This window comes from Bacteroidota bacterium, assembly GCA_016213405.1.
GTDB lineage: Bacteria > Bacteroidota > Bacteroidia > Palsa-948 > Palsa-948 > Palsa-948.
Genome location: JACRAM010000109.1, coordinates 1 through 16,274, shown reverse-complemented (window position 1 = coordinate 16,274; position 16,274 = coordinate 1). Strand labels below are relative to the sequence as shown.

Annotated in this window: 8 protein-coding genes; 1 reads left to right on the top strand and 7 read right to left on the bottom strand. The window is 39.6% G+C overall.

The annotated features are described in order from the left end of the window. Positions 1 to 191: 191 nt before the first annotated feature. The 3 genes from HY841_13160 to HY841_13150 all read right to left on the bottom strand — a co-directional run bounded on the left by HY841_13160 (position 192) and on the right by HY841_13150 (position 5,656). A complete protein-coding gene (locus HY841_13160) occupies positions 192 to 3,173 on the bottom strand; it encodes a tail fiber domain-containing protein (protein ID MBI4931712.1) in 2,982 nt (993 codons plus the stop codon). Positions 3,174 to 3,185: 12 nt separating this feature from the next. Continuing rightward, a complete protein-coding gene (locus HY841_13155) occupies positions 3,186 to 4,496 on the bottom strand; it encodes a T9SS type A sorting domain-containing protein (GenBank protein ID MBI4931711.1) in 1,311 nt (436 codons plus the stop codon). Positions 4,497 to 5,326: 830 nt separating this feature from the next. Further along, positions 5,327 to 5,656, bottom strand: coding sequence for a hypothetical protein (locus tag HY841_13150; GenBank protein MBI4931710.1), 330 nt, complete (start codon positions 5,654 to 5,656; stop codon positions 5,327 to 5,329). Positions 5,657 to 6,377: 721 nt separating this feature from the next. Between HY841_13150 and HY841_13145 the strand changes: the two genes are divergently transcribed. Next, positions 6,378 to 7,328 carry a carboxypeptidase regulatory-like domain-containing protein gene (locus HY841_13145; GenBank protein ID MBI4931709.1) on the top strand — a complete coding sequence of 317 codons (951 nt, stop codon included), beginning with the start codon at positions 6,378 to 6,380 and terminating at the stop codon, positions 7,326 to 7,328. 96 nt (positions 7,329 to 7,424) lie between these two features. Here HY841_13145 and HY841_13140 read toward each other — a convergent pair whose 3' ends face one another. From HY841_13140 to HY841_13125, 4 genes are all read right to left on the bottom strand, one after another. After that, positions 7,425 to 13,037, bottom strand: a complete 5,613-nt coding sequence (locus HY841_13140; protein ID MBI4931708.1) for a T9SS type A sorting domain-containing protein — start codon at positions 13,035 to 13,037, stop codon at positions 7,425 to 7,427. Positions 13,038 to 13,063: 26 nt separating this feature from the next. Next, the gene (locus HY841_13135; protein MBI4931707.1) at positions 13,064 to 14,749 is read right to left on the bottom strand and encodes a T9SS type A sorting domain-containing protein; all 1,686 of its coding nucleotides are present in this window, start codon (positions 14,747 to 14,749) and stop codon (positions 13,064 to 13,066) included. Between the two features lie 1,083 nt (positions 14,750 to 15,832). After that, positions 15,833 to 16,081, bottom strand: coding sequence for a hypothetical protein (locus HY841_13130; protein ID MBI4931706.1), 249 nt, complete (start codon positions 16,079 to 16,081; stop codon positions 15,833 to 15,835). A gap of 27 nt (positions 16,082 to 16,108) precedes the next feature. Next, a partial coding sequence (locus HY841_13125; protein MBI4931705.1) for a hypothetical protein occupies positions 16,109 to 16,274 on the bottom strand: 166 nt, incomplete at its 5' end.

Sequence of the window (16,274 nt, the reverse complement as noted above, 5' to 3'; positions counted from 1 at the left end):
TTATCACTTGCTTTTGCCTTCGGCTTCCTCCGCACAATGCCTCGCAACATTGCACTTGCTTTCAGCTAACACTTCGCGTTATCAACGTGTGTTCGGGACTTGCACCCTATAGTAAAAGAACATGGATGGCGCACAAATAAAAAGGCGGGAAGTTTTTGTTCCCGCCTTTTTGTTATTGATGCTGAAACAAGTTATTTTGTCTTAATCATGTTTTTAGTAGCAACAATTTTTCCATCTACCACAAGCGAATAGGAATAAATTCCTGAAGCGAGATTTGATGTGGAAAGATTCAGTTCTGCATTTTCTCCTTTGTGAGGAAGTTCTATGTTTTTAATTTTATTACCGAATTCGTCATAGAAGATCATGCTTGCGTTTGCAGATTTCTCTGTAACAAAATAACGGATGATGGTTCCGTCTCCGAACGGATTCGGAAAATTTTGCCAGAGGATTGAATTTTCTGATGCGAGTTCCGCGTCAGTAGATGGAAGATTATTGTTGCCTGTTGTTTTTGAACCGCCTCCCTGAAGCGCGAGAATCTGCGCTTGTTGTTCTTTGATTGCTTCGATTAATACAGGAACTAATCTTCCATAATCCACAGAGTAGAAACCGTTGACATCTGTATGTACCACTTCAGGAATCACTGACTGCACATCCTGCGCAATGACACCGATTTGATGTCCGCTGTCAAACTCATAGCCTGGAGTTTGAACCCAGTTGTAATAAATTCCGTTCAGCGCGTTTACTTTATCAAGCGCAGAAGTTACAGGAGTAACATTTGTTTTCAGACGGCTGTCGGAAGAGGAACTAAAACTAACTGCGGTTTCTCTGCGGATTGGAGTAATGTCTTTCAAGCACTTTGCCGTATCTGTAAACGAAAATACCTGTGACCATGCACCTGTGCCTGCATTGTTTTTTGCGTTCACGCGCCAGTAGAAAGTTGTGGGTATGGTGTCGCACACACTAAAGAAAGTAGTTGTGTCAGTGATACCGTTGTTGTCCAATACTAAATTGCTGAACGTATTATCTTTTGCAATCTGCGCATGATAGAGAACAATACCTTGCGATACGGAATGCCATGTTAATTGTCCTTTGCCGAAGTTGCCCGATGCTCCATCGGCAGGAGAAATTAAAACAGGGGCATTAGGTACTGATGTGGCTTTTGTTAGTGTGCTATCTAATTGCTTGATGGCGCCAATAGCAATGGGAATTACTTCAATATAATTCAGAGTTTTAAAATCAATTCTTGAACTTGTTGTATTGCCCAATGTGTCGTGCATTTCTGGTTGAGTGGCTGTTTTAACTAATTGCGGTATTACAGTTTCAACTTCTTGCGCGGTAAAACCATAATGTGTGCCTGCCGATAAGCTTAAAGCAGGGAACTCTGAAGTCTTAAAATTGAAAGTATTTGGGTTAAGTTGCCGTACTAAGTTTAGTCCATTGAAAGGTGCATTGTTTTCTTTTAACATTGAATCTGAAGTAAAACTAAAAATTCCTATGCCAGCAATATCCCCATTAAAATAACCTGCAGCCCTTCCAGCGCCTGAAGGTGCTTGTGCATATATTGCGTAGTTAGTTGTTGCAAAAACAGGGCTTGGTATAATGAACTGTCCAGAACAATTGTAAGAAGTAGCATGGTCTGCTTGTGCATATACGCCTATATTCTGAGTGCTTAAACCTGGTGAAGCGTCTCCAACAAAGTAACCTCCAGTATTAAATTTTGCTCCTTTCCCTATAGCATTTATTCCATAGGTAATGGTATTGAGGAAACTTGTATTGGGAGGAGGAAATATTGAATTTGTTGCATCTGCGGTAAAAAATCCTCCCCAGTTTACGGTGGCTTCTTGTGCTGTCGCAAGAACCCCTGCAGCATAAGTAGCAGTATTACCATATGCTATTACATCCAGCCCTGTATTTTGTGTAATTGAAGATGGAGGCATATTTTGACCCGCCCCTGTTACCTGTCCCTTAAAGGCACTATTGAAACTTGCACCTACATCACAAAATACTTGTCCTTGTACAGCAGTATTCGATTGACCATGCTGTCCAGAAAGCATAATCCCAAATACTCCAGTTTGACTTAATGCTGGAGCGCTTCCTGTTACTGTACCAACTATTCCATACCTGGCTCCTGGATTATTATTCCAAACTTCAAGTTTTGATCCAGAAAAAATAGGAAATGGAGGATTTGTAAGTCCCATTAAAACTTGGGTTGCGCTATTATAAATCTGGCTATTGCAAAGTTCAGTTGTTGTTGACCATACAGGAACATAATTCACTATGGGTCCTGGACTAATGCATGTGTTAACATTGCCACCGCCAATACTATTAACAAGAATTACTTTTCCAAATACATCAACGCTTAATACTTTTCCATTAGGTGGCGAGGGAATTGAGCCAGAACCCATTAGAAATAAAGTTAAACCACTTTCACCAATAATGCCAGAATTAATTACTAATTTATTATTAGCATTTGCTAGAGTATTAATGCCGATATTCCCATTGCTACCAATTCGCATTCTTTCAATGTTATTGGTAAAAAACAGTAATGGAGAATTTTCAAGTTGACGTACTTCCGCAATTCCTGTGGCATCGATTCCAACTCTGAAACCATCGGCTGTTGAAGCCATACCAGTTGCATTATTGGTTATTTGCAAATAGGTAGAATTGGCATCATTAATATGCAATATTGCTTTGGGTGTTTGTGTATTTATTCCCATTCCTATTAATGGAGTAATATTTTTTTTACCTCCACCCATTACAGTAAAATAACCAGTGCTTACACTCAACAAATCTTGTAAAATAGGGGTTGTAAAATTTGGTTTCCACCAGAAGGAACCTCCTCCGTTAGTAAATCCAACAGTTTCACCTCTCACTTCCAGTGAACTGTCAATTGTAACATTGTTTACAAAATGTACAACGCTATCGGAACTTACTTTGCCTTTTACTTTCAAATCTTTTTCTACAACAACATTCCCTTGTTTTGTAACTGTTACACGCGTTGAATCACGAGTTATGATTTTGACATCCGCGTTATTGGTAGCACCAACCTTGCTTGTTGCATCAAAATTGTTGTTGCCGTTTAGTTTCAAAGTGTTCCCTTGAGCCAAAACTAATTGGTTTGCAAAAAGAGTAATTAACATTACTCCAAATGCTTTGTGTAAGATAGATTTCATTGTTCTGATGGTTTAGTTGGTGATTATTATTTTTTCCGAATATGTTGCATCATTAATTTTAACTCTTAAAAAATAAATTCCATTCGGTAGATTATCTCTTTTAATTTCAATTTTCGAATTAGTAATTTCAGACTTCATTGCTACTCTCCCTAATATATCATGTAAAATAAATTGTGCGTTTTTTATTTTTTCATTTGCATTCTCAATTTCAATAGTTGTTGTTGTGCTGAATGGATTAGGGTGAATATTAATTTCTGTTGAAGAATTTATATTTTCATTTATTGAATTTGGCAATGAATATGATGCAATGTTGTTGCAAGAAATAGCATTGGGAAAAATACCAGCGCTCATCAAATTAAAACCGCCAACATATAAACTCCCATTAAAGACCGCCATATCTGATGCAGGTGTTAAACTGTTTCCTACTGTTATAGCCCCATTTGTCAAGGGTGATGCGTTACTGGCATTGCATTGAGCAATGCTTTGCCCTGGAGTACTGAATTCTCCTATGAATACAAGTTTATTATTAAATACCTGTAAATAATCAACGGTAGAATTTATACCTGTTATAACCGTCCACGTAGTTCCGTTCCATTTGCTTAAATAAGGAAATCCTCCTCCTGCATACAATTCTCCGTTATACACACATAAAGTATTCACGGCTGAATTTATTCCACCTCCTACAGAAGACCAATTTGTACCGTTCCATTTTGCAATATAATTTATCGGAACTGTTCCTGCTGAATCAAAAACTCCTCCCGCATATAACTCGCCATTGTATACGCATAAAGACCAAATCCAATTATTCACTCCGCTTCCTACTGCCACCCAACTAGTGCCATTCCATTTTGCAATGTGTTTTGCAGGATTGCCGTCTGCTATGGTAAAATCACCTGCTGTATACATCTCTCCGTTGTAAACACATAAATCATATTGAACTCCATTCCAACTTACTCCCGTACCTATAGGAGTCCAATTCATTCCATTCCATTTTTCAACATGAGCGCGCCCAGCATAAAGTTCCGAATTAAAAATTTCCAACGAAGCAGCGCCAGGCGAGTTCGAATTATCTAATAATGTATCCCAAGAAACACCGTTCCATTTTGCAATACTACCGCAACCAGAAACAGAACCCGCACTATCGAATGTTCCGCTAACATATAATACATTATTAATGGTATCGGTTGCCATTGCATATATGGAAGAAAGCGAAGGCATGGAAGTAAAGGTAACTCCTCCTCCCACATCACTCCATGTTTGTGAAAAAGAAAAAAGAGAAGAAGATGAAAATAAAACTGAAAATATTTTTACCCCTGAACGCATGATATGTTTTTTATATCAACAAAACTTGAGGGGAGCAAGTTGAGATTGATAGGATAAAGGTATTCTTTTTTATTCATAAACAAATTATTATGAAGAAATCTTTTCGCGAGTTTTCTTCGTGACTTGGAGTAAAGGCAAATGTGGTGCTTCACCTCTTTTGCCTTTACGGAGTTAGAGCAATGATTGCATGAATTATCCTGCGATGGATTGAAATGCTGTCTGATTAAAAGCAACTGTGAAGAGTTGTGAAATTGTCTGCCCGATGAATGTATTTTTTACTGCTGTCATGGTTGAAACAGCGGTCAACCGAGAAAGTTGCTGTCCCCCGCGCTACCTTATTATATGTGTTTTTTGTATGCTGTCGGTGAACTGCGGAATTGTCCCCGAAGCGTGTTGCGGTCACATGATAAGTTTCAAAAATTGTCTGACCGACTGTGTAAAAGTCCACGGAGAACCGGCCTGTATTTTTGTATTTTCAGCATTGGTGGTAACGTTTTGCAAATTGGCGATGTTGCCGATTTACGAAGCGAAAAATTGTCTACCGAAACCGAAACAAAGATATGAAAAACAAAGTTCAAAATTATTGAGTAAACGGCAATAGCGCCAAATTGCTGTTATAAACAGGCGCTCTTATTTTCTGAATTGTCTATCCGTTGCAGGATTTGTCGGATGAGATTTTACGGATTTGTCCGGTGAGAAACGGAATTGTCTACGAAGCGTGTTGTTTTGTGTGCGAGATTGTACGAATGGAAAAGCAGTCCAGCGAGAAAGTGACTGTCTGCCCGCTTGCACGATGGTAGAAAAATGGCAAGCTCTTGCAGTGTGCAGAACTATAAAGGCATATACCGCTCACACTGCATGTGCTTGACATTTTGTTCCTGCACCGGTACAAGCACCCATAGTAATTCAGTCGAACTCTGTTGCGGAAGGTGCGGAAGTGTTGCGGAAGCGTCTATCTTCAGTGCGGAAGACACGAAAGGTATCGCGGAAGCATCTTCTTGCAGTGCGGAAGGCGCGAAAGGTATTGCGGAAGCGTCTGCTTGCAGTGCGGACGATGTGGAAACGGTGCGGAAGGCAATTACAGGAGTGCGGACGATGCGGAAACGATGCGGAAGGCATTTACAGTAGTGCGGACGATGCGGAAACGATGCGGAAGGCATTTACTGTAGTGCGGACGATGCGGAAACGGTGCGGAAGGCATTTACAGGAGTGCGGAAGGCGCGGAAGTGATGCGGAGGGCAATTACAGCAGTGCGGTTCAAGCGGAATTAATGCGGAACTGTCTGATTGCAGTGGAAAGGAGCGTGAATGTTGTGCGTATGAGTTTTACAGTAAATCATCTGAAGCGGAATTGACGCAGTTCATGCTGATTGCGTTTCAGATGATGTTTATCCTTGGGCAGATGCTTCTGAATGCAGTGGAGTTCTTCCTTATTATATACGAAAGTAGGTTTACTGTTGTTCCCGTGCTTCTTTCTATAGGGTAAATAATTTTAATCGTATTGCAATTCATGGTAAAGTTACAGCAGGGCAAAATTTTCTATAACGAGTTCAAAGAATAATATTGTATTTCGTGGTATGCTTTTCGCCTGATGAATCGTTTCCTTCGATTAGTTATTTATTTTCTTCGATAAAAAATTTCTTTAATTTTTCATAGGGAAAATGTGGCACGGTTGTTATTACTATGTACAAACATCGAGAATAAAAAAAAATATCTGAGCAGTTATGAAATATGAATGTGAAATGAATCGTTAAAGAAAATACAAGTTGGCAGTTGGCAGTTGGCAAGAAATACAAAAAATAAAAATATAAATGTTGTTGTGAGATTGCTTCGGGTGAAACACCCTCGCAATGACGAAACAAAAAATTAAAACCTAAGTAAAATGAAAAAGCATTTGGAAGACAAACTGAACATGGCTCTCGCTACAGAGCAAGTGATGAACGACAACACTTTATTATGGAATGCAATTTCCGCTATGGTAACTGCGGTTACTGCGCTGGGAACAAAAATCGCAGAGATACACGGTGTGCGCGGTATACAGGAACAAGACACACGCGGTCCTGCAATTGACAAAGGCGAAAAGAAATTGGATGCGATTAAAGCGGCACTTCCGGTGATTGGCGGGCTGAAAGCATTCGCCAAAGCGAACAAAGATAACACGCTGCTGAAAAAAATTGATTACACCCGCGCGGAAATGAAGAAAGTAAGGGACACTATTCTTGTTGACCAATTGAAAATTGTAAGGGATGAAGCAAATAATAATATCGGCTCGCTTCCTCCTTATAATGTAACATCAACCGAAGTGAACGCGCTGAGTTCAGCGATTGCGGCTTATGAAATTATGATTCCGAAACCGAGAGTTGCGCTGAACATAAGAAAGAATGCGACCGAAGCCCTTAACAGATTGTTTCAGGAAATTGATACTCCTCTTGGAATCATGGATGGATTGATGGATACATTAGAGCAAACTCAACCGACCTTTTTTGAAACTTATAAAAACGCGAGAATCATTGTGGACAGCAGCAGCGGTGGAAGCGGTGTGAAAGGAACTGCGAAAGATAAATTAACTGGCGCTCCGCTTGAAGGCGTGCTGATAACGATTAACGCTCCGCTTCACAGGACAAGAACGAATTCCCGAAGCGCAACGCGCACGATGACTACCACAACAAATGCTGATGGGAATTATGAGATCAGAAGATTACGCCCGGGGCAGTACACGCTGACGATGGAGTTGGATGGATATATTAAATTATCTGTGCAAGTTACCATTGAAGATGGAAGGATTGCGGATACGGATGGGGAGATGGTGAGGGTTGCCAATCCAAGCGCATGACCTCACCCTACCCTCTCCCATAGGAGAGGGAAAAAAGCGAAAAGGCGGGAAGAAAATTGTCCCGCCTTTTTCTATGGATGCCCGCTTAACCAAAAATTATTTTATCACAATAATTTTATCCTGTTTAATTTTTATACCGTTAGAAATAATAGTATAGAAATACACTCCTTCGGGTAAGTCCTTTTCGGAAATATTAAGTTGATTGTTTTCTCCTCCTAAAAGATAGCTTGCTTTTTTTCTTCCCATTAAATCAAAGATTGTAAGCTCTGCATTTTCGTTTTCCGGGATGAAATATTTAATTGTCATTTCTCCGCTGTTTGGATTGGGATAGATGGAAATCTCAGTTGCGGATTTCAGGTTTAACTTTTCAGGTTCTGTTGGCGGATTTTGAGTTCTTGCATTAGAAGGACATAAAGTAGTTGTGATGAAAGAAATTCCGTCTGTTTGTGTTGCAGGAATTCCCTCAATGCCACCGACATTCATATTTGGAGTGAAGTTGGAAGATGCAAGCGTTGGAGAAGTTACGGTTGGATTTGCTGATGCTTCATTGCATCCGCTCAATCCGTTTGCATCGGTTCGGATGGAGTAAATGTCAAATCCTCCTGCTCCGAAACTATTTGTAAATCCGCAGATGTGATAACCGCCACTGTTCATTTCATCCAATGAGCGTGCTATTTCTATTCCTGCGCCACCGTATACTTCTGACCATTGGAGATTGCCGGTATTATCGGTTTTAGTAAGCATCACATCAAAATTACCCGCACCGAATGACATGCTTGGACCCATGAAAGCATAACCGCCATCGCTGGTTTGAATGAGGTGGTCGCCAATATCGCTGTTCCCTCCGCCATACGTTTTTGACCAAAGAATATTTCCATTGGCATCTATATTTGATAAAATGAAATCATGCGTACCCGCTCCGAAAGATTGCGTGTAGCCCGTTACCGCATATCCGCCACTACTTAATTCAACAATGCTCTGGTAACTGTCGTTGCTGAATCCTCCGTAAGTTTTGCTCCATTGTATATTTCCGCTTGCATCGGATTTGAGAAGATGCGCGTCAAAATTTCCTGCGCCCGAGGAAGTTGTTGCTCCTGCGAATATGAAACCTCCATCACTTGTAACCTGCGCTCCGAAAATCTGATCGGCTCCGCCAGCGCCAAGGCGTTTGTTCCAAAGTGTGTTGCCGTTTACATCAGTACGGATAATGTAAACATCTTTTCCTCCAAAGGGACCCGATTCAACATCTCCGAGAAGAAGTAAATCTCCATTGGATAATTGCTGTACGGAAATTCCCCGCTCAATTTGATTGGTTCCGAAAGTTTTTGACCAGATTAAATTTCCGCTGTCGCCTATCCGCAGAAGATATAAATCACTGCTTCCCTGTCCGAAAGAAAAGGTATGTCCGAGAATAATAAATCCGCCACTTGGTCCCTGAATTGCTCCGATGGGAGTTGCTATTTGTCCGAGTGAAAGGGTGGGCTGGCGGTCAAACAAAACATCATCGTTCGGCCCTCCGAATGTTCTTGACCAAAGAATATTCATTGCGCTGTCTGTCCGCATCACATAAATATCGCGCCCGCCCGCGCCTGCACTGGTGGTGCTTCCGGCTATTAAAAATCCTCCATCGGGAGTGTGGATGCAATAATTATTTTCTTCGTTGCCTGTGCCGCCAATGGTTTTTTGATAGGTTGTTACAGGACAAGAACGAACAAGTGTAATTGGGCTTTGTGCAATCCAGTCCGTGATGGTTTGAAATCCGGGGGTTTGCAAAGGCAAACCGCTTTTTGTTCCGAATGAGAATTGGGCTGATTCATTAAGTCGTGAGACTTCAAAAAAATCAAACGCAAAATTACCATTTGCATCAGTAACTACAGGTGTTATAGAAGATACTTCCTGCATTGCGCTGTCAAACATGAAAAGGGTATCACCTATAACTGGATTTCCACCACATACAATTCCGTCAATAAATACTCCTTTGATTTTAAGCGAATCGGGGACTATCAAATCTTCTATTATTTCGGGAAAAGACATACCATAAACAAATCGAAGAATATTTTGTGCAGAAACAGAAACATCGGCATTTTGTAAAGCAAGATTTTCAAGCAAGAATCGCTCATCTGCTGTGAGTTCAAGAATTGTTTTGCTCTGCTCACAAAGAGTTGTCATCAAATCATAGAATGTAACAAATGACGATGATGAGGAACTGCTGATTTGATTAAATGTTGTACGTGAATTCTGGCAATCGTTTTTCGTAAGATATGCCTGCAGTAATGTTTGCCTTGAAGTTAAATCGTTTTGAGTTACTAAAAAGGAAATCACGCTGTCAACAGGGTTTGCAATAGTTGAGTCATTCAGATATTGGCGAAACAAATCGCTTACTGCTAAATCTTTCGGAGGGAGCGCGGCTAATTGCGCTTCCACCTGTGCGCGTGCAGATGTTCCGGTTTGCGCATCGTTAATATTTTTTCTGATTCCGTTCGGTAAATTGATGCTGTTAAGCGCGGTCATTACCGATGAAGTGACAGGTGAATTTGGAATGATAATATCTTTAATATGACCCGGAGGCAAAGGATTGGTACGGGTGATGGCAGCAATTAAAACGCCATCGCTCAGGTAAGGACCCGGTGCGAGCAAAGCATTTTTTATTTGACCGGCAGAAGAATTCGAAGCAATGATTTGATATAGAGCAGGTGCATCTCCTGCTACAAGCAGTGCAGTGAGCGTATTTATTTCTGAAATGATTTGCCTCTCGCAGGCGGGATTGCAGGGTGGAGATAATGTTGACGGACAGGAGTTAGAAGCAATATATGCATTTGTACATTGTGTCAAGGATATTTGTGCAGTGCGGCAAGTAGGTATAGTAAATGCATCCGTGTGATGAGAATAAGAAAATCCACCTGCTCCCGTATTTACCCAGATATTTTTGAAAGGGTTATACACTTTGCAGATGTTAAGGAAAGTGTTGCCTGCTGGGGTTGTTGTGTTGCTTGAACAAGATCCTTGGTTTCCAATCAGTCCGGAAGTAATTGCAATGTCCACATTAGAAACGGGGTTTAGTGTAAAATCGTTGCATTTAATACTGAACGGAGTATTCAGCATTATTCCCTGGTGCTGTAATCCTTTCTTTACATTGTAATAGCGGTTTCGATAGATTTCGTTATTGAGAGGGCTTCCGTTATTGACAATAGTACCGATTGCATTTTGCACGTTAGTGCTGAAAAAATCATTGTCTTCTACTTTATAGCCTCTGCAATTATTTAAGTATAGACCATATGGAGCAGGATCATTAATGAAACCGGTATTAAATTGGTTGCTTGTTATTAATGCAAAGGGGTTGGAAGAAAGAAGTATATCTTTCGTATTCCCTGTTGTGTTATCACCAAACAGGGCTTTGTTGATGAAAACTGGACGCAATGTTGCTGCGTTTGATGCGTCTATACCATATGAGAGATTCTGAAATTTACAAAGTTGAGATGACGAAAGCGCATTAACCATAAAATAAGAATCAATGCTTACAATTCCCTTTCCTCTTTCAGTTGATAAAAACGCGGTGGGAAATGTATTCGCAAATGTACAGCCGAGAAACGGAACTCCGGTTACGTTGTTTAAAGATGCAAAAGCAAATGGCTTGATGGAAGGTTCAATAAATGGTCCGGTTGTTTCAAAAATACAATTTATAAAATAGCTTATACTAGTGAAAGAATAGGGAAGAAATTCTACGGCTACACGGCAATTCCTGAAAGTGGTGTTTTGACATCTTATTATTCCACCCGTAGAATTTAAATCTTTATTTTCATATGCATCTTTTTTTGAAGTAGATATTCCTGTAAGTGCGTTTTCAATCATAGCATTATTGCATATGATTTTCCCCTGAATAATAGAAGATTGATTAGATGTTTTAATTCCTTGCACATCAATGCCCTTCCACATTTTTTGACAAGCAGAAGTAAAAACAACGGGATTGGCTGAAGTGCCGTTTACAATTAAAGAGCCTCCGGGTTCAATAACTATTTTTCCGCCTTCACCGAATTCAAACCTTAATCCGGCATTCATAGTAATTGTTGTGCCTGAAGGAATTGTTAAAGGAACCCCTACTTGTACAACACCACCAGTGCTTGATGGAAATATAGTTGTTATATTAGCCGTAGTCCAATTGGTTTGCGCCCCAAATGGACCTCCTATATAATCATAGAACGAGGCGTTATGACATTCTTCAGCACATGGCAGTGGTTGAGGGGAACTTACTTGCGTAACAGTTCCTCCCGCTGAATTATTTATAGTGAAATTACCATAGGTATTTGCGGGGTCATATTCAAGAATTGCTCCGGGTCCAATTAGTTTTATTTCCGCATCAAAAATTGTTACACATGGGTCAATGCGTAATTTACTTCCGGGGAAAATGTAATAGTAAGAAATACGGTCGTCAATAGAAGTTGTGGGGTCATCATCAAGAGTTGATGAGGTTGAAACAGGAACATTTCTGATATCATCATATACTTTATTAACTGCTGCGGCTTGAACTTCTGATGTGGTAGGATAACGACCTTGAATTGTTTTAAAAATATAGTTGGAAGGAAACACCAAAGGAGTATTGATATTTCCAATATCAATTTCAACTTCTGACGGGTTGTAAATTATTTTTTCTCTGGAATTTATTGTTGTAAGGTTTATTGGCTTGTCTATCTTGTATGTGTGTTTTATTCCGGTGAACAATGGATTTACTTCAAAATTGGTAAGGTTTGATTCTTCGTGGCCTGCAAAAACTTGACCACGTACACTCATAAGCATTCCGCTCATCAAAGTATAAGGCGCTGCCTGATAGAAATTATAGGCAGAGCCGTTATAAAATATATTTGAATTTGCAGGTATGGTTGTGGAAGCGCATCCGGCTTTTGATATGGTTTCAAATGGAAAATAATTTATGGTTCCTTCCCCTGTCAAAACAAAAATAGGATTATAAATAGACGCATTATTATTTTGAGAGAAGGAGTGATTATTAACATCAGCTAAAACAAGCGGCCTGAATATTACATCGTATTCAGAAGTGTTGCTTCCTCCTGCAGTATTGCTGTTTCTGAAGGGATAATATCGCATCCGCCCACGAGTATTATCATACACCCATGAAAGAGAATCAATAATGGGATCATTCGTATTGTTCCCGCAATGAAGATAGATAGTGAATTTTAATATTGTATGTGCATAATAAGGTCGATCTAATAAGGGAGGATTAAGTGGGTCGCTACGAAAAGAAACACTAACAATATCATTTTCTTCGCTAAAAATATTGGGTAAAAGTCCCATTCCTTGAGTAAAATTTCCTTTAAAAGTTTTAGTGAGTCCATCCAATGTATTTATGTTTTGAGGCATTCTTAAAATTCTTGTAGTTGTGCTTCCATCCGCGCAGCCGGTTTGCCAGCAGGGCATCATGAAGGGAAAAGAAACTGTTTCCACTTTATATGATTTGGCAAGATTTGGAAATCCCTGATACCAATGTAATTTATCTATGCTTATCATGTATTCTCCTGCATAGCCAACTAATTGCGGAGAAAGCGGAAGAGGTGGATGATCTTGAATAAGAAGAGATGGATTTGCATAATTTTTATATGGATTATAAATATCCTGCGCATTGAGAAAAATGCCCGAAGAAACAATCACAAGAAAAATTCTGAAAACAATGGCGGAAAAAATCAAATAATATTTTTTCATGGCAGTGGTTTTAAATTGACTTAATATTATTGAATGATAAATTTACCTGTGGCAATAACTTGTTTATTCCCGTTAGCTATTTTATAAATGTAAAGTCCTTTTGCAAGATTATTTTCATCTATAATAGTTTGACCATTGTTAAATAGTTGCTGCTTTACCATATTTCCGAAAGAATCATAAATGGATAATTCAAAATTACCGGTCGGAAAGTCATTAATCAAAAGAGTAGCCGTTGCGCAAAAAGGATTAGGGAAAACCAAAGAGGAAAATAACTGCTGTCCTGTTTCCTGAACACTATTAAACGGAGAAATTTTTGCAAGGAAAATGTCCGAGGAAGAAACACCAGCATTAGTTAAAGTGGTCGAACCGATAGTTACAGAAGAAAAACTGAAACTGCCATTACAAAAAATATCACCATTGTTACTGGCTACAGCGTTTACTATGCCGCCCCCTCCACTTAAGCCCCATAAAGCTGTCCCTGCGGTATCAACTTCTATTACAACAAGACCACCATTACCGGAAGGATTTCCTGCATTAACTGTGACCGCATCAAAAGTTATAGCAGAACCTTGGAACCATCCGGCAAAAAGCAGTTTTTTATTAGCAGGGTTGATGGTTAAGCCAAGAAAAGAAGAAGAATATAGACCGCATTGGGGATTTTTTGCCCATATTGTATTGCCGGCAGAATCGTATTTAACAATAAAAGGAGTCCATGCCTGAGCGGTATTGATGAGAGTGATAGCGCCTATGGTAATGGTATCGCTGAGGAAATATCCCGCAACATATATATTTCCTGTTCCTTTTTCTACGCTTATGCTGGCACCCACATCATTATCTTTGCCTATTGCGCTTACCGCCCATATTACGTTCCCGAAGGGAGACAGTTTCAGTAAAAAATAATCGGCATCTGCTCCAAATGCGGTGGTGGTATTGATAAATGTATAGGTTCCGAATGTGATGGTATCACTGTCAAATCTTCCGCTTATATAAATCTCATCAGTAAGCGGGTCGGCAGCAATGTCTGCCCCGTAATCTAACCAGTTACCACCGAAACTTTTTGCCCATAGCGGATTTCCGAAAGGGTCATACTTTGCAATAAAAATATCTCCGCTAACTCCATCAGTAAATAAAGTATCACTTCCCACATACACCGTATCGCTTGCCACATAGCCGGTGATATAAGCATTTCCACTTTTATCTACTGTTATAGCATTACTCCTATCCCAATATTTCCCCCCTATGCTTTTCGCCCATTTGAAGTTTCCTTGAGAAGAATACCGTGCAACAAAAATTTCGTAATCACCAGGACTTTGATTGATTAAAATAACAGTATCAATGGTCATTACGGTATCACCAAAAGTTCCTGTTATAAGAATATCTCCATTCGTTGAATCAAGTGCAATATCTATCCCACCTGAAATTTTGCCAAAGTTCTTTGCCCATATAGTATTGCCGTTCATATCAAATTTTGTTATAAAAGTGCTTCCGTTATTATAATTTAATGTTACAGTATCAAAAGGTAAAGTAGGGCTAAGAAATGAACCTGTCATATATACATCCCCAGTAGTGTTATCACAAACAATACTCTTAGAATTATCAGTATTGCTTCCGCCAAAACTTTTCGCCCATTGCCATGTTGGGGATTGGGGGAAAGAAATAACAGGAAAGGAAAATAAGAAAAAGAGGAAAAATATTTTCGGATGGATGAACATTTGATGAATCTAAGAGCAAAGTTATATTGATGGCATAAAGGTAAAATTAATAGTATTAAAAGCAAATTATTATAAAGAAATATATTGCTGTGTTTTTGTGGTTGGTGGAGCCCGGCAAATGTGCTACACTCCATAATTAAAAATAAAAAAGTTGTGTAGCTCTTTTGCTTGGCGGAGTTATATCAATGATTGCCGGAATTGTCCTACGGGGCTTGTATTACTTTGCTGTCTGATTAAAAGCAACGATGAAGGGTTGCAAAGTTGTCTGCTGATGCGCCTGTGTTTCTATGCTGTCTGAAAATGCGAAGCGGTCAATTGATAGAAACGCTGTCTGCCCGCTTCCTTATTATGTGTGGTTTTATTTATGTTGTCAAGGCAGGAGCAACTGTAAAACGAAGTGAAGAGTTGTCAGCCGTTGTATTTGCTGTTTGTATTTTGTTGAAGAAGGGCTGCGTAAATGTCCAACGGGAGTATGGAACTGCCATGAATTACCTCCGCGCACTTGGTTGTCTAACGTTGAAAAACTAAATTTGAGATTGCGTAATTGTCTGCCGATGATGCACGGCTGTTGCGCTTGTTTATAACGTTCCGCGGGCGTGCGAAGTGCGGGATTAAAAAGCACTTCGCTGTCCGCGAGAACAAATATAATTAAATACTGAAAACATTTTTTCAAAAAGAAAACCCGCATTGCGCACGCCCGCTGTTAACTACTGTAGCCCGCCTTTGTATTTTTTTTTGTCTGTCTGATGAGAATGGTTGAATTGTCTATGTGAAATTGTCTGTCGGGAAAAAAGGCGCGAGGAAATATGATAAAGTTGCGAGAATATTATTTTATTTTTTGTCTGTCGGGAAATAAAATGCGAAACTGTCGAGGTGAGAAGCGGGTGAAGGTTAGAGTAACTGTCGGGATGGTTGCAGAGACGGTAAAAAAATGGCAAACTCTTGCAGTGTGCAGAACTATAAAGGTATCTACCGCTCACACTGCATGTGTTTGACATTTTGAGTTTGCAACAACTGCTTCATAGAAATTCATTATTCCATTTCAGACGATAATTTTTTTTCCTACTAAATTACTAATCGGTACTAATATACTAATGACAGCCGTTTAGAAATAGGTTGTACTTCTTCAGAAGGTAAATTCATCCTTTTAGAACTTAAATTCATTTGTTCAGAAGGTAAATTCACCCTTTGAGAACTTAAATTCATTTGTTCAGAAGGTAAATTCATCCTTTTAGAACCTAAATTCATTCGTTCAGAAGGTAAATTCATCCCTTTAGAACTTAAATTCATTCGTTCAGAAGGTAAATTCATCCCTTTAGAACCTAAATTCACCCTTTCAGAACCGTGAAATTACACAAATTATGCAGGATTGGGTGGTGGAGGTGGTGGCGGTGATGGAACGAGGGTAACATTTTGTGTGCTCATTGTTCCGACAGAAATATTTAATGTGATGGACTTAGTATTAAATCCCGGAGCGGAATAATCAACGACTATATTATTTCCGCTTTGGAGGTTGAGGGCATAT